Genomic DNA, 14972 nt, shown 5'->3' on the forward strand with positions numbered 1-14972 from the left:
AGAGCGGCGCCGGCTTTCCCCACGGTCGCCGCCAAAGCGCGGCCGGCATCCCTATACTGTCGGCCGCATGTCCGCGCCCGCCCTCCGCTTGTTGCTCAGCACCTGCCCCGACTCGGCCAGCGCCGCGCGGATCGCCCAGGCGCTGGTCGACGAGCGCCTGGCCGCCTGCGTCAGCCGCCTACCCGGCGTGCAGTCCACCTACCGCTGGCAAGGCGAGATGGAACACGGCGAGGAAGTGCTGCTGCTGATCAAGACCGCCGCCGACCGCCTGCCCGCCCTGCGGCAGCGGCTGTGCGCGTTGCACCCCTACGAGGTCCCCGAACTGGTCGAACTCGAGGTGACCGGCGGCCTGCCGGCCTACCTGCAGTGGGTACATGCCGAAACCCGTGAGGAACCCTAAGCCGATGACCCTGCTGCACCGCCTCGCCGCCCTGTGCCTGCTGGCCGTGGCCGCCTTCCCCGCCCTGGCGATCAGCGAAAAGGACTTGCTGCCGGTGGACCAGGCCTTCGCGCTCAGCGCGCAGGCGCCCGAACGCGGCCGCATCGCACTGCACTGGGACATCGCCAAGGGCTACTACCTGTACCGGCACCGCATCGCGGTGAAGGTGATCGGCGGCTTCAAGCCCAACCCGACCCTGCAGTTGCCGGCCGGCCACAAGAAGACCGACCCGTACTTCGGCGAGGTGGAGACCTACCGCGACGCGTTGAATGCAGTGCAGAGCGGCATCGCCGACCCCGGCACCGACCGCGTGCAGGTCGAGGTGCGCTACCAGGGCTGCGCCGATGCCGGCGTGTGCTACCCGCCGCAGAAGCGCCTGCTCGAAGTGACCCTGCCGGCCGCCACTGCCTCCGCCGATGCCGCGCCGCCACCGGCGGCGACGGGCGGGCTGCCGGGCAGCGGCCCGGGCGCGGGCAACGGGGCCAAGCCGCTGTTCGGTCCCGGCCCTGGCGCCGCTGCGGTGCAGGGTCTGCCGCTGCCGTCGGACCAGGCGTTCCATTTCGAAGCCATCGCCAACGACGGCAATACGCTGTTGCTGCGCTTCACCCCGGCACCCGGCTACTACCTCTATCGCGACCGCACCGCGCTGGCGCTGGAGGGCGCGCCCGGCATCCGCACCGGCATGCCGCGCTGGCCGCAGGGCAGCTCGCACCAGGACGAACACTTCGGCAAGGTGGTGGTGTACTTCGACCAGGCCGAGGTCACCGTGCCGCTGCAGCGCCAGCGCGCCGATGCCGCCGCCGCGACCCTGGTGGCGACCTTCCAGGGCTGCCAGACCGACGGCATCTGCTACCCGCCGATGACCCGGCGGGTGAAGCTGGCGCTGCCCAGGGGCACCGTCACCCCGGCCGACCAGGCCGAGGTCAGCCCGCTGCTGGTGACGCCGCTGGACAGCCGCCAGGCCGACGCCAACGACGCGGCCGCGGCCACCGCCGCCGATGCCTTGCCGGCGACGCCGGACGCCTCCGCGCACAACGCCGCGCGCAGCGCCGCACCGCCGCCGGCCACGCAGAACCTGCTGTGGATCCTGCTGCTGGCGCTCGGCGGCGGGCTGCTGCTGAACCTGCTGCCGTGCGTGCTGCCGATCCTGTCGCTGAAGGTGCTGGGCCTGGCGCAGAGCGGCGAGAGCCGCGGCCGCGCCCGCAGCCATGCGCTGTGGTACACGCTGGGCGTGCTCGCCTCCTTCGCCGTGATCGGCGGCATCGCCGTGGCCGCGCGGCTGCTGTGGGGCTTCCAGCTGCAGCGCCCGGGCTTCGTCGCGGTGCTGGTGTACCTGATGTTCGTGGTCGGGCTGAGCCTGTCGGGCGTGTTCACCCTCAGCGCCAATCTGGGTGGCGTCGGCCAGTCGCTGTCCACGCGCAGCGGCCCGGTGGGCGACTTCTTCACCGGCGTGCTGGCCTGCGTGGTGTCCAGCGCCTGCATCGGCCCGTTCATGGGCCCGGCGCTGGGCTATGCGCTGACCGCGCCGGCGGCGGCGGCGATGCTGGTGTTCCTGACCCTGGGCCTGGGCCTGGCGCTGCCGTTTCTGCTGATCGGCTTTGTGCCGTCGCTGGCCAGGCGCCTGCCCAAGCCGGGCGCGTGGATGGAGACGCTCAAGCAGGTGCTGGCGTTCCCGATGTACCTGAGCGCGATCTGGCTGTTGTGGGTGCTGGGCAAGCAGCGCGGCGTGGACGCGGTGGCGCTGCTGCTGATCGGCGCCACCCTGCTGGCGCTGGGCCTGTGGTGGTTCGAGCGCGCGCGCTGGCGCGACCACAAGACCGGCATGCGCCTGGCCGCCGTGCTGCTGCTGGCCGCCCTGCTGCCGGCGTGGGGCGTGACCCGGCTGCCGCCGCCCAGCGCCAGCGTCGAGCGCAACACCGTGGCCTATTCGCCGCAGATGCTCGACCGCCTGCGCACCGACAACCGCGTGGTCTTCGTCAACATGACCGCCGACTGGTGCGTCACCTGCAAGGCCAACGAGCGCAACGTGTTCGACAGCGACGCGTTCCGCGACACCATCAAGCGGGTGGACGCGGTGTACATGAAGGGCGACTGGACCAACGAGGATCCGCGCATCAGCGCCTTCCTCGCCGAACACAAGGCGGTGGGCGTGCCGCTGTACGTGGTCTACGGCCCCGGCGCGCCGCCGACGGTGCTGCCGCCGGTGCTGAGCCAGGCAGTGGTCGAGGACGCCCTGCTGCGCGCGGCGCGATGACCCCCGCCAGCGCGCGCCTGCTGGCGGTCGCCGTGGTGGCGGCGGTGCTCGGCGTGGCGGCGGCGCACTGGTGGGAACGGCGGACGCCGGCGATGTCCTCGGCGGCGCCGGCCACACTCAGCGGCCATGCCACGGCGCCCCCGGTTGCCGCGGCACGCCCGGGCGATCCCGCCCCGGCGCTGCGCCTGCCCACGCTCGACGGTGGCCATCTGACCCTGGCGCAGTTCCGCGGCCGGCCGCTGCTGGTCAACGTGTGGGCGAGCTGGTGCGAGCCGTGCGTGCGCGAGATGCCGGAACTGGACCGGCTGGCGCGCGCGCAGCCGGCCGACGGCCTGCAGGTGCTCGGCATCGCCCTGGACCGTGCCGAGGACGTGCGCGCCTTCCTGCAGCAGGTGCCGATCGGCTACCCGATCGCGCTGGAGACGCCTGGCCCGGCCGACGCCAGCGTGCGCCTGGGCGACACCCAGGGCCTGCTGCCGTACAGCGTGCTGATCGACGCCGACGGCCGCATCGTCAGGCAGAAGCTCGGGCCTTTCGCGCCGGGCGAAGTCGAGGGCTGGGTAAGCGGCGGCGCGCAACCGTCACGCTAGCCGGCAGAGCGCAGGGCGTTCTCGTAGGAGCGGCTTCAGCCGCGACCAGGCCTTACCGGTAAAGCCCGGTCGCGGCTGAAGCCGCTCCTGCGCGGCAGTGCGGACAGCGCACGCATGCGGATCCGGCACTAGAACGCCAGCCGCTGCGGCGGATCGCCACTGGCGCCACCATCGGCGGTCCGCACCTGCGCCAGCGTCGCCAGCTCCTCGGCCAGGCGCTGCGCGGCGGTGCGCAGTTCCGGCACCGCAGTAATTTCCCACAGGCCGCCGCGCAGCAGCGGCCCCAGGCAGTACAGACCGGCGACCGGCTGGCCGCCGGCGTCGCGTACCCGCAGCCGCGGATCGACCACCACCCCCAGGCCCAGCGGATCAGCCTGCAGCAGGCCGGCCTCGCGCAGCGCCGCAACCAGCGGATGGCTGGTGCGGGCGACGTCGGTATCCAGCCCGGTGGCGCGGATCAGCACGTCGAACTGTTCGGTACGCGCGCCGCGGTCGGCGCGGTCGCGGATCACCGCCTCCACGGCGTCCTCGCCCAGGCGCGCGCGCAGCAGGCGCCCGGCGCGGATCCGCAGCTGCCCCTGCTGCTGCATCTGCGCCAGCGCGGTGGCCGCGGCCGGCGCCAGGCGGTGCCGCGCCACCTCCCAGTACGGCCGCAGGTGGCGCAGGAAACGCGCGCGCGCCGCCGGCGCCAGGCCGCTCCAGAACGGCTGCAGGTGCGGACGCAGCGCATCCACCACGCAGCGCCAGTCCTCCACCACCGTGGTCAGTTGCCGCAGGCTGCGCACCAGGCCACGCAGGTCGTGGCCACGCAGCGCCTGCACCACGCTGGGCGGCAGGCTCACCGGCGCGCCAGGCTGCGGCAGATGCGCCTGCGGCGCCAGGCCGCGCCGCGACAGGGCGGTGATCGCGCCGCGGTGGCCGCGCCGGCGCAGGGTCAGGGCCACGTCGGCCATGGTCAGGCCGGTGCCGACCAGCAGCAGCCGCGCCTGCGGCGGCACCGTGTCGAGCACGCCGTCCTGCCACGGCCAGCCGATGTAGCGCCGGTGCACCGCCAGGCGCGGGCCCACGCCCGGCAGCGCCGCCGGCGGCAGTGCGCCGATCGCCAGCACCACCACGTCGCTGACGAAATCCTCGCCGTTGGCCAGGAACACGCGGAAGCCGTGCGGATCGCGCTCCAGCGCCACCGCCTCCTGCGCCAGCGGCACCACCTCGGTGGCCGAGTCGGCCAGGGCGGCCGCCAGGTGCTGCTCCAGGTACTGGCCGTACTGCAGCCGTGGCAGGAACGCCATGCCCTGCGCCGCATCCAGGTGCAGCGCCGCGGCGAAGCCGCCGGGATCCTGCGGATCCACGCCCAGGTCCTTGGCGCGCACGTTCAGCAGGTGCTCCGGCCGCGCCGCGCCGTAGGCGACGCCGCGGCCGAAGGTGTCGGCCATGCCGACCAGGGTGATGCGGCTGGCGGTGCCCTGGCGTGCCAGCGCCGCGGCCAGCACGTTGCCGCAGAATCCTGCGCCGATGATCGCGATTCGCATGGCACGCACCTTGGCCGCTCGGGGCGTCCTTTGTGCCCCGGATCCGGCGCGCGGGTGTAAATCGCCGGTTAATGCGTGCGCTGCGCGGCATGGCGATCGGGCATCAGCACATGGGCGATGCCCATGAGCGAGCCGGGACACCGGCGCGCGGACCGCGCCGATCCGCCGCGGCTCGCGGTTTCGCTAGCGTGCCGGCGGGCGTTCCACCAGGCCGGGCGCATCGGCGATGAAGGTATCCAGCACGCCGTCGGCGACCTTGACCGGGCCGCCGAAGCGGGTCGCACCGGGAATGGAAGGAATCGCCGCCGCCTGGGCGGCGAGTTTCCCGGCCGCGGCGAAGGCCTGTTCGGCCGCCGGATCGCCCGCCAGCGCCTGGTTCAACCCGTCCACGCTCAGGCGCAGCGCGCGGCCCCACAGCGCGGTCGCATCCAGCCATGGCGCCGCCTCGGCCACGAACGCGCCGGTAGTGGTGCCGGCACGGATGCGCTGCGGTGCCGCGGCCAGGTCGTCGGCCGCGCGTCCCAGCGCGGTCAACGCCGCGGTGCGGGCGGCCGGATCGCCGTCGGCCAGCGCATCGCGTGTCGCATCGATCAACGCCTTGAGCCGCGGCGCCTGCGGCTGCCAGGGCAGATGGCCGAAGGTCGGCGCCAGGTGCTGGGTGTCGAAGAAGGTCAGCAGCGCGTCGGCGACCTGCGCATCGCCGCCGGCCAGATCGCGCGCGGCCGCGCGCCAGGTGCGCGGCGCGTCGTAGCCGCGGTCGTTCCAGGCGAAGGCCAGCAGCCCGGCCACCGCCGGCCGGCTGGCCACTTCCTGGTTCATCGGGTTGGACACGATGCCGCTCAGCTCCGTCGACAGCCCGGCCTGGCGACGGTCGTACGGCGCCAGCAGCAGGCGCCCGGCGGTCTCGGCGAAGTCGTTGACCGGATAGTTGTCCCACAGCAGGGTCTTGCGCCCGAACGCCTTGGTCGCGTTCTTCGCATCGCTCACCGAGATCGACGCCGGGACCACGTCGGTGCCGGTCCACTGCACCACCACGCGTGGATCCAGCGCCTTGCGCAGCGTCGCCTTGTACGGCGATTCGGTGACGTTGTAGTACTCGGTCGGCACCATGATCAGCGCGCCGTGGCCGGCCGCGGCGATGTCCGCCTGCACCGCGTTGAGCAGTTGCGCCTGCGCAGTCGCCGCGGCCTGCTCGCCGGCCCCGCCGAACGCGGCGGCGTCGCCGGGGCAGTTCCACTTGGTGTATTCGATGTCGTCGAAGGCGATGTAGAAGCTGCGCACGCCGCGCGCGCGCAGCGCGGCGAACTTGCGCCGGATCGCCTGCAGGTCGGCCGCATCGCTGTAGCAGATCGACGGCCCCGGCGAGAGCGCGTAGACGAAGTTGATGTGCTCGCGATTGGCCACCGCGGCCAGCTTGCCGAGCGCCGCCAGCGTGGCCGCCGGGTACGGCGCGCGCCAGCGATCGCGCGCGAAGGCGTCGTCCTTGGGACTGTAGATGTAGGTGTTGGCCTTGAACCGCGCCAGGAACGCCAGGTGCGCGGCGCGCTCGGCCATGCTCCAGGGCTTGCCGTAGAAACCCTCGATCGTGCCGCGGACCGGCATCGCCGGCGCGTCGGTCACCGCCACCGAGGCGACGCGTCCGTGCGCGACCAGTTGCCGGAAGGTCTGCGCCGCGTGGTACAGGCCGGCGCCGTCGCGGCCGGCCAGCACGATCAACGTGCCGCGGCCGCGGGCCATGCTGCCCAGCGCATAGCCTTCCGCGCGTTCCGGCACGTCCAGGTCGACGGCGGCCAGCGCATCGCGCACCGGCGCCGCGTCGACGGTGCCGAGCACCACCGACACCGCCTGCGGGTCGTGCGGCAGCGTGCTGGCGCGGCGGATGCGGGAAACGCCGGCCTCGCGCAACACGGCGCGCACCAGTGCGTCGGTGGCTGGATCGGGCGTGCCGGCCTGCACCAGCACCACCGACGGCCCCAGCGGCAGTTCCGGCCCGAGCAGACGCAGCGCGGTCGGCGCCGGGTACACCGCCGGCAGGGTCGCCGGCGCCGCCGTCAGCGCGGGCGCGGTCGCCCCGGCCAGCAGCGCGAACGCCAGGATGTGGCGGCCAAGGCCGCAACGGCCAATACGCTCGGTTCGCATGCGCCTACCCTCGACTGGTATGTCAGTGATTTTGAAATGGTATATACCACTTCCACCGGCGCGTCGACGCGCGGCGGCGATGGCGCTGCAATGTGGCCGTCCCATGCTGCAGCGACACTTGCATGGTCCGCGCAAGATGCGACATAACCGCAGGCAGTGGCGCGGCCCGTTGCCCGCCCGCCATGCCTGCGCTGACGCGACGCAGACCGGCGAAAAATCAAACATTTGTTTAAAACACCCGCAACTTCGCCGAACTGGACAGCAATGCCGGCTTCGCGCAGACTGCCGCCCTTTCCGCTGCTTTGTTCCCGATGGCGCGACTGCTGCTGCTGCATGGCCCCAACCTCAACCTGCTCGGCACCCGCGAGCCGGGCGTGTACGGCCATGCCACCCTGGCGCAGATCGATGCCGCGCTGCTGGCCCAGGCCAGCGCCGCCGGTCACGCGCTGGAGAGCCTGCAGTCCAACGCCGAGCACGTGCTGGTGGACCGGGTGCAGGCCGCGCGCGGCGACGGCACCGCCTTCATCCTGATCAACCCGGCCGCGTTCACCCATACCTCGGTGGCGCTGCGCGACGCGCTGGCGGCGGTGGCGATCCCGTTCATCGAGATCCACCTGTCCAACCCGCACAGCCGCGAACCGTTCCGCCACCACAGCTATTTCAGCGACCACGCGGTCGGCGTGGTCTGCGGCTTCGGCGCCGACAGCTACCGCTATGCGATGGACGCGGCGCTGACCCGGCTGGGAGCGGCCGCATGAACCGCGCCCAGGCCCGACCGGCACCGCGCCTACCTGTCTGAGTCCCCGGGCCGCGCGCCCGGTCTTTTTCAAAAGTCACCTCACGAGGCCGTTATGGATCTCCGCAAAATCAAGAAACTGATCGACCTGCTGGAAGAATCGAATCTCGCCGAGATCGAGATCAAGGAAGGCGAGGAAAGCGTGCGCCTGGCGCGCACCCCCAAGGGCATGACCGCCAGCGCGCCGCAGTACGTGGCCGCCGCCCCCGCGGCCGCGCCGGCCGCCGCCGCGCCGATGCCGATGAGCTCGCCCACCGAAGCCTCCACCGGCGGCAGCGCCAAGCCCGGCAACGCCCTGCCCGAGGGCCACGTGCTGCGCGCGCCGATGGTCGGCACCTTCTACACCTCGCCGGCCCCGGACAAGCCGGCCTTCGTCAGCGTCGGCCAGGCGGTCAAGGCCGGCGAGACCCTGGCGATCATCGAAGCGATGAAGATGTTCAACCCGATCGAAGCCGACGTCTCCGGCACCATCGTCGCGATCCTTGGCGAAAGCGGCCAGCCGGTGGAGTTCGACCAGCCGTTGTTTGTGATTCAGTAGCCGGGATTGGGGATTCGTGATTCGGGATTCGCAACAGCGGCCGCACGAGCGCCTGGACGTCTGGCGCGACGCGATGACGCTGGTCGAATCGATCTACCGGATCACCGAACACTTCCCCGACTCCGAGCGTTTCGGACTCATCGCGCAGATGCGCCGAGCAGCCGTCAGTGTTCCCTCCAACATTGCCGAGGGGGCGGCCCGCAGATCCACCGCGGAGTACCTGCGCTTCCTGTCGATGGCCCGTGGCTCGCTGTCGGAACTGGATACCCAGACCCAGCTCGCCGTGAGGCTTGGTTTCAGCGGCGCAGACGCATCGCTGGCCGCGCTGCTCGATCGCGTTTTTTCCCGACTCAACGCCCTGATTCGTTCGCTGGACAACGCCCACTCCATCCGGGAGGACGTTGCCCCCTACGAATCCCCAATCCCGAATCCCGAATCCCATGCTCGATAAAGTCGTCATCGCCAATCGCGGCGAAATCGCGCTGCGCATCCTGCGCGCGTGCCATACGCTCGGCATCCGCACGGTCGCGGTGCATTCCACCGTGGACCGCAACCTCAAGCACGTGGCCATGGCCGACGAGTCGGTGTGCATCGGCCCGGCGCCCTCGTCGGAGAGCTACCTCAACATCCCGGCGCTGATCGCCGCGGCCGAGGTGACCGACGCCCAGGCCATCCACCCCGGCTACGGCTTCCTGTCGGAGAACGCCGACTTCGCCGAGCGCGTGGAGCAGTCCGGCTTCATCTTCATCGGGCCCAAGGCCGACACCATCCGCCTGATGGGCGACAAGGTCGAGGCGATCCGCGCGATGAAGGCCGCCGGCGTGCCGTGCGTGCCTGGCTCCGGCGGCCCGCTGGGCGAGGACATCGTCGCCAACACCAAGATCGCCCGCGAGATCGGCTACCCGGTGATCATCAAGGCCGCCGGCGGCGGCGGTGGCCGCGGCATGCGCGTGGTGCATTCGGAGGCCGCGCTGAAGGCCGCCATCGAGACCACCAAGTCCGAAGCCAAGGCCGCCTTCAGCAACGACCAGGTGTACATGGAGAAGTTCCTGGAGAATCCGCGCCACGTGGAGATCCAGGTGCTGGCCGACGGCCAGGGCGGCGCCATCCACCTGGGCGAGCGCGACTGCTCGATGCAGCGCCGCCACCAGAAGGTGGTGGAGGAAGCGCCGGCGCCGGGCATCACCGAGGAACTGCGCAACGAGATCGGCAAGGTCTGCGTGGACGCCTGCATCCGCATCGGCTACCGCGGCGCCGGCACCTTCGAGTTCCTGTTCGAGAACGGGCGCTTCTACTTCATCGAAATGAACACGCGCATCCAGGTGGAGCACCCGGTCACCGAGCGCATCACCGGCATCGACCTGGTCTGCGAGCAGCTGCGCATCGCCGCCGGGCACAAGCTCAGCATCAAGCAGAAGGACATCGTCCTGCGCGGCCATGCGATCGAGTGCCGCATCAACGCCGAGGATCCGGAAACCTTCATGCCCAACCCGGGCCTGATCACCGGCTTCCATCCGCCCGGCGGCCCCGGCGTGCGCGTGGACACGCACATCTACAGCGGCTACAAGGTGCCGCCGAACTACGACTCGATGATCGGCAAGCTGATCGTGCACGGCCCCGACCGCGAGACCGCGATCGCGCGCATGCGCGTGGCGCTGAGCGAGATGGTGGTGGACGGCATCAAGACCAACATCCCGCTGCAGCAGCGGATCATGCGCGACAAGGGCTTCCAGGCCGGCGGCCAGAACATCCACTACCTGGAAAAGCGCCTGGCCGAGCGCAAGAACAAGTCGATTGCGTTGTAGGAACGGCGGGATTCGGGATTCGGGATTTGGGATTCGCTAAAGCCGGCTTCGGATCGATGCCGGCGAGCGCAACGGTTGCGGCTTCGATGGGCCCATGGTCTTGCCGGGCCTAGGGTCGCAGATGCGCCCAGCCGCACCCGAAGGATTCGGATCTGGATCCGCTTTTGCGAATCCCCCCATCCCCAATCCCGAATCCCGGCTACTTCGCCTGCGTCCCCGCCACCGGCTCCGCGCCCAGGCTCGAGGTCGGGCTGACGATCATCACGGTCTCGGTGGAGCCGTCCGGCCAGACGATCTGGAAGGTGCTGCCCGGGGCCAGGGTGGAGAACGGCATGCCGCTGTTGGCGCGGTAGATCGCCGCCACCTGCGCGGCGCCGGCACGGCGCACGTCCGGCGCGGAATGCGCGGTGGTCAGCTCGACCTTGGACAGGCCGCGGTAGCGCTGCTCGGCGGTGTCGATCAGTAGCAGGCCCGCCGCCGCCGCCGAGTAGGCGACGAAGGCCAGGACCCAGAACCAGAACTTGGCGCCATGCAGCCATCGCCGATAATTCATGAGCCTGCTCCCGTGCTGTCCACCAGTCGATTGACCATGTCGTTCATCGTGTCCGTGCCTTGCCGCGGCACCGCGGCGTCGTAAACAAAACTGCTGAAGTCCTGGGTGGGGTCACGCGAGCAGATCCCGCCGTTGGCGCAATAGCGGGTCATCAGCTCGCTGTCCGGGCCGCAATCCAATCCCAGCCTGCAGGCGGCCAACTGCCAGGCCAATTCGGAAAACTGGGTGCCGGCCACGCTGCCGCCCAGGCTGTCGTCGCCGCTGGCGGCCAGGCCCATCGCCGGCGCCAGCGCCACGTAGGCATCGGGATCGCCGGAGGCGCGCACCCGCGCGACCAGGTCGCGCTTGTACTCGGCGCCGGCATGCAGCGGCTGGCCCAGCGCCAGCAGCGCCGCTTCGGCAGCCAGGTTGCCGCCACGCGCGGCCTGCACGCGCTGGGCGACGATGGCCTGGCGGGTCAGGCCGTCGCCGGGCACGAAACCGGCGCAGCGGCGGCCGACGCGGGCGCGCGCCTGCACCATCTGGTCCGAGGTCGGCAGGCGCGCATCGGCGATCGCGCGGGTGTCGGCGCCGTAGCCGACCGGGTCCATCGCATAGCCGGCGCAATAGTCGTAGATGCGGCTCAGCCGCCAGGACGCCTCGGGGTCGCCGTGCGCGGCGGCGATCGACAGCTGCTGCGCGGCGCGGTAGAGGTCGGCACTGTGTTCGCCCTCGTTCTCCTCACGCAGGCGCGCAGGCGTCGACGCCTGGCGCGACGCCGTGGCCGGCGTGGCGGACGCGGGGTAGGCGTCGGCCGCCACCGCGCTCGCCGGCGCGGGCGCCGCGGGTGCACCCGGCAGCGACAGCGCGCGATAGGCGACCACGCCCAGCAACAGCGCGGCGGGCGCCAGCAACAGCCAGGTTGGACGGGACACGACGGGCATGCGCGAAAGAGCCGGACAACGGGCAGAAACGCAGCCGGACCCCCTGTCGCCCCGCCGCTGCGAGCCGGCAGTCTACCCCAGGCCACGGCCGCGGCATGCGCCAAATGTGGGCCGCGGCATCGGCGCAGGGATGCGCGGCCCGGCGACACCGACGAACGGCAGGGTGCGATGCCGGCATGGCACCACGCCGCAGTTCTGACCCGCCGCACGCACGCCCTGCTCCGCCGCGTCGGCCAGGCCGCCGCCAGCGGGACGCCCGCCGCCCGTCTAAGATGCGCGCTTCTCCTTCTTGCCCCACCGACCGATGCCGTTCCTCGAACTGACCCTGCGCTGCACCGACGCCACCCAGCCCCGCTACGAGACCGCGCTGGAGGATGTCGGCGCGCTGGCGGTGACCCTACTCGATGCGGACGCCGACACCAGCAACGAACGCGCGATCCTGGAACCGGGCGTGGGCGAGACCCCGCTGTGGGGCACGCTGGTGCTGAGCGCGCTGTTCCCCGAGGAACAGGACGCGCTGGTGCTGCTGGCCGCGCTGGAGGCGTTCGACCCCGGGCTGGACTGGGCCCAGGTCACCTTCCGCAAGGTCGACGACCAGGACTGGGAGCGGGCCTGGCTGGACCAGTTCCAGCCGATGCGCTTCGGTGCGCGCACCTTCATCGTGCCGTGGAACCACGACCTGCCCGAGGACGCCCGCGGCGCCGACGCCGCGGTGGTGCGCCTGGACCCGGGCCTGGCGTTCGGCTCCGGCACCCACCCGACCACCGCACTGTGCCTGCGCTGGCTGGACGCGCTGGCCGCCGACGGCGTGCTGGCGCAGGCGCGCGTGCTGGATTTCGGCTGCGGCTCGGGGATCCTGGCGCTGGCCGCGCTGAAGCTGGGCGCCGCCGCCGCGGTGGGCGTTGACAACGACCCGCAGGCGCTGCTGGCCAGCCACGACAACGCCGAACGCAACGCCGTGGGCGAGCGCCTGGCGGTATACCTGCCGGCCGACGAACCGACGGCCACCTATCCGGTGGTGGTAGCCAACATCCTGGCCTCGGCGCTGGACGCGCTGGCGCCGACCCTGGCCGCGCGCGTGGCCCCGGGGGGGCGCATCGCCCTGTCCGGCATCCTGCACGGGCAGGAACAGGAGCTGCTGCAGCGTTATGCGCCGTGGTTCACCCAGCTGCGCACCGAGCAGGACGGCGACTGGATGCGCATCGACGGCGTGCGCCGCGACTGAATCGGGGCGCGAACGCGCCCAGCGGCGCCGAAGCGCGGCATTCGCCACGCCAGGCATGGTCCGCGCCCGGGCCGGCCGGCCCAGTGAAGCAAAGACAGTATCGCTAACATTTGCTCTCTGGACAGCACCACGAACCAACCGCAGCGGCCGCCGCGGCTATATCTCGCCTCCCCTGCGGAGGTGCGTGTGAACAGCAAGCTGTACGAACGGGTGCGCGAAGCGCGCAAGCTCACCGGCCTCACCCAGGAGGCCCTGGCGCTGGACCTGGGCGTGACCCGCAGCGCCGTGGCGCAGTGGGAAATGGCCGAAGGCACGGCGCCGGCGCTGGAGCACCTGATCGCCCTGGCCCGCCGCAGCGGGCTGCATTTCGAGTACCTGGCCACCGGCCGCGGCGAGCGCGTGTTCGGCGAACCGATGACGGCCGATGCCGCCGCCATCGGCGAACTGCCCAGCCAGTACCAGTTCACCGACCAGCAACTGCGCCTGCTGGAGCGCTTTGAAGGCCTGAGCCCGCGCCAGCGCGCCGGCCTGCTCGACCTGCTCGACACCCGCAGGTCGCGCTGAGCGCGCCGCGGCGGGTTGCCCGCGCCGGGAATCGGGAATCGGGAATCGAATTCAGGTTTTCGGCCGAGTCCCGGTGCTGCGCCCTGCTCGCGCGGCGCCGATCGGCGCGCCTGTCTGACGCCTGCAAGGCCGCAGCCCAGCCGCCAGCGCGCTGCAGATCCCGCCGGCGCGTGCTTGAACATGCTTGAATAAGGGTCTCGCCGTCGTCGTCCGCGCGCATGCCCGATCGCACTCCGCCCCGCCCGAGCCTCGCCACCTTGCTGCGCCAACCCGATCCGTCCGCCACGCCGGACGAGACCCCGGTTGCGGCAGCGGCGGACGAGGCGGCGTCGGCAGGCGCGGTGCCGCCGACCGACACCACAGCGCACCCCACGGCGCCGAGCGTCTCGCCAACGTTTGCGAACGCAACGTCGGTCGAGACCGAGAGCGAGGCCGACACATCCCGCGCGCCCAGTCAGACGCATGACCTGGACGCGCCGGTGTCGGCGCCGGACCCGACACCGGGACCGGCGCCAGCCACATCCGCGGCAGTCGCGACCGCCACCACCGCGCCGGCATCCGCTGCCGCGCCTAGCTTCCTGCACGGGCCAGGCGCACGGCGCCCGGTGCTGCGCGCCGCGCCCTGGCAGTGGATCGCGCTGGCCGGGCTGGGCCTGCTGCTGGCGCTGCAGATCCTCATCGCCGATCGCCAGCGCCTGGGCGCCGACCCGCGCTGGCGGCCGTGGGTGGCCGGGGTCTGCCAGGTCCTGCGCTGCAGCGTGCCGGCCTGGCGCGAGCCGGCCGCCTTCACCATGCTCAGCCGCGAGGTGCGGCCGCTGCCCGGCCATGCCGGCACCCTGCAGGTGCAGGCGACCTTCCGCAACGACGCGCGCTGGGCGCAGGCCTGGCCGCTGCTGCAGCTATCGCTGGCCGACGCCGACGGCCGCACCATCGGCAGCCGTGTGCTGCGCCCGCAGGAATACCTGGGCCGCGCGCGTCCGGACAGCGTCACGCTGGCACCGGGACAGAGCGCGCAGATCGCCTTCCAGGTGCGCGAACCGGCGGCCGAGACTGCGGCATTCAGTTTCGACTTCCACTGAGAACGCTGCGTTCGGGCACTGCGCCATGGCAGCGGCGCAGGCCACGCGCTAGACTCGTCCCCCCGCGCCGGCCCTCCTGCCGTCCGGTGCCGCTGTCATCCGGGGATCCGTCGAACTTGAACGCCGCCACCACTCGTCCTGACTCCAGTCGCGGCGCGCCGAAGCCGCCGCTGCGCGAACACGTGGCGCAATCGGTCCGCCGCTACCTGCGCGACCTCGACGGCTGCGATGCCGACGACGTGTACGAGATCGTGCTGCGCGAGATGGAGATCCCGTTGTTCGTGGAAGTGCTCAACCATTGCGAAGGCAATCAGAGCCGCGCCGCCGCGCTGCTGGGCATCCACCGCGCGACCTTGCGCAAGAAGCTCAAGGAATACGGGCTGGCGTGAGTGAGGCGGGGATTCGGGATTGGGGATTCGGGATGACCAGCCTGCGGCTGGTGAAAGGCCGGGAATCGGGAATCGGGCGTGCTGTCCTGCATGACTTGACTGTCAAGCAATCCGATACGCAGCGTGTGGCGCCTGCACATCGCCCTCGT

15 protein-coding genes are annotated in these 14972 nt (G+C 71.8%); 11 read left to right on the forward strand and 4 right to left on the reverse strand.

Annotation, left to right across the window (positions count from 1 at the left end; translation table 11 throughout):
• Positions 1-67: 67 nt before the first annotated feature.
• The 3 genes from cutA to AC1PK7_RS19480 are packed head-to-tail and all read left to right on the forward strand — an operon-like array spanning position 68 to position 3283.
• Positions 68-400 (forward strand): divalent-cation tolerance protein CutA, encoded by a 333-nt coding sequence (gene cutA, locus AC1PK7_RS19470; protein ID WP_481099203.1) that lies wholly within the window; start codon positions 68-70, stop codon positions 398-400.
• 4 nt (positions 401-404) lie between these two features.
• Positions 405-2693: a protein-disulfide reductase DsbD family protein gene (locus tag AC1PK7_RS19475; RefSeq protein ID WP_481099204.1), complete on the forward strand. Its 2289-nt coding sequence runs from the start codon at positions 405-407 to the stop codon at positions 2691-2693.
• A complete protein-coding gene (locus AC1PK7_RS19480; protein WP_481099205.1) occupies positions 2690-3283 on the forward strand; it encodes a TlpA family protein disulfide reductase in 594 nt (197 codons plus the stop codon). The genes AC1PK7_RS19475 and AC1PK7_RS19480 overlap by 4 nt, the downstream gene beginning before the upstream one ends.
• Before the next feature lie 128 nt (positions 3284-3411).
• Here the strand turns inward: AC1PK7_RS19480 and AC1PK7_RS19485 are convergent, their stop codons facing one another.
• A complete protein-coding gene (locus tag AC1PK7_RS19485) occupies positions 3412-4812 on the reverse strand; it encodes an FAD/NAD(P)-binding protein (RefSeq protein WP_481099206.1) in 1401 nt (466 codons plus the stop codon).
• 183 nt (positions 4813-4995) lie between these two features.
• The gene (locus AC1PK7_RS19490) at positions 4996-6951 is read right to left on the reverse strand and encodes a glycoside hydrolase family 84 protein (protein ID WP_481099207.1); all 1956 of its coding nucleotides are present in this window, start codon (positions 6949-6951) and stop codon (positions 4996-4998) included.
• A 311-nt stretch (positions 6952-7262) separates the two neighbouring features.
• Here AC1PK7_RS19490 and aroQ point away from each other — a divergent pair, with 311 nt between their 5' ends.
• The 4 genes from aroQ to accC all read left to right on the forward strand — a co-directional run bounded on the left by aroQ (position 7263) and on the right by accC (position 10090).
• A complete protein-coding gene (aroQ, locus tag AC1PK7_RS19495; RefSeq protein WP_019801847.1) occupies positions 7263-7709 on the forward strand; it encodes a type II 3-dehydroquinate dehydratase in 447 nt (148 codons plus the stop codon).
• A gap of 93 nt (positions 7710-7802) precedes the next feature.
• Complete coding sequence (gene accB, locus AC1PK7_RS19500) at positions 7803-8285, forward strand: acetyl-CoA carboxylase biotin carboxyl carrier protein (protein WP_010343848.1); 483 nt, start codon at positions 7803-7805, stop codon at positions 8283-8285.
• Between the two features lie 16 nt (positions 8286-8301).
• Entirely contained in the window at positions 8302-8736 is a 435-nt protein-coding gene (locus AC1PK7_RS19505) for a four helix bundle protein (protein WP_420008143.1), read from the forward strand.
• Entirely contained in the window at positions 8726-10090 is a 1365-nt protein-coding gene (gene accC, locus AC1PK7_RS19510) for an acetyl-CoA carboxylase biotin carboxylase subunit (RefSeq protein WP_010343850.1), read from the forward strand. The genes AC1PK7_RS19505 and accC overlap by 11 nt, the downstream gene beginning before the upstream one ends.
• A gap of 199 nt (positions 10091-10289) precedes the next feature.
• On the opposite strand, the gene AC1PK7_RS19515 is transcribed toward accC, so the two are convergent.
• Both AC1PK7_RS19515 and AC1PK7_RS19520 read right to left on the reverse strand, forming a co-directional pair.
• A complete protein-coding gene (locus AC1PK7_RS19515) occupies positions 10290-10643 on the reverse strand; it encodes a hypothetical protein (protein WP_010343851.1) in 354 nt (117 codons plus the stop codon).
• On the reverse strand, positions 10640-11566 hold the full coding sequence (locus AC1PK7_RS19520; RefSeq protein WP_481099208.1) for a hypothetical protein: 927 nt from the start codon (positions 11564-11566) through the stop codon (positions 10640-10642). Before AC1PK7_RS19520 ends, AC1PK7_RS19515 begins: the two co-directional genes overlap by 4 nt.
• Before the next feature lie 304 nt (positions 11567-11870).
• Here AC1PK7_RS19520 and prmA point away from each other — a divergent pair, with 304 nt between their 5' ends.
• From prmA to fis, 4 genes are all read left to right on the forward strand, one after another.
• Positions 11871-12791 (forward strand): 50S ribosomal protein L11 methyltransferase, encoded by a 921-nt coding sequence (prmA, locus tag AC1PK7_RS19525; protein WP_481099209.1) that lies wholly within the window; start codon positions 11871-11873, stop codon positions 12789-12791.
• A 186-nt stretch (positions 12792-12977) separates the two neighbouring features.
• Positions 12978-13355 (forward strand): helix-turn-helix transcriptional regulator, encoded by a 378-nt coding sequence (locus tag AC1PK7_RS19530; protein ID WP_209229061.1) that lies wholly within the window; start codon positions 12978-12980, stop codon positions 13353-13355.
• Between the two features lie 605 nt (positions 13356-13960).
• Positions 13961-14434 (forward strand): DUF3426 domain-containing protein, encoded by a 474-nt coding sequence (locus AC1PK7_RS19535; RefSeq protein ID WP_010343855.1) that lies wholly within the window; start codon positions 13961-13963, stop codon positions 14432-14434.
• Between the two features lie 116 nt (positions 14435-14550).
• Complete coding sequence (gene fis / locus AC1PK7_RS19540) at positions 14551-14823, forward strand: DNA-binding transcriptional regulator Fis (protein ID WP_010343856.1); 273 nt, start codon at positions 14551-14553, stop codon at positions 14821-14823.
• The last annotated feature ends 149 nt before the right edge of the window (positions 14824-14972 follow it).

It is taken from the genome of Xanthomonas sp. NCPPB 3174, assembly GCF_056725205.1.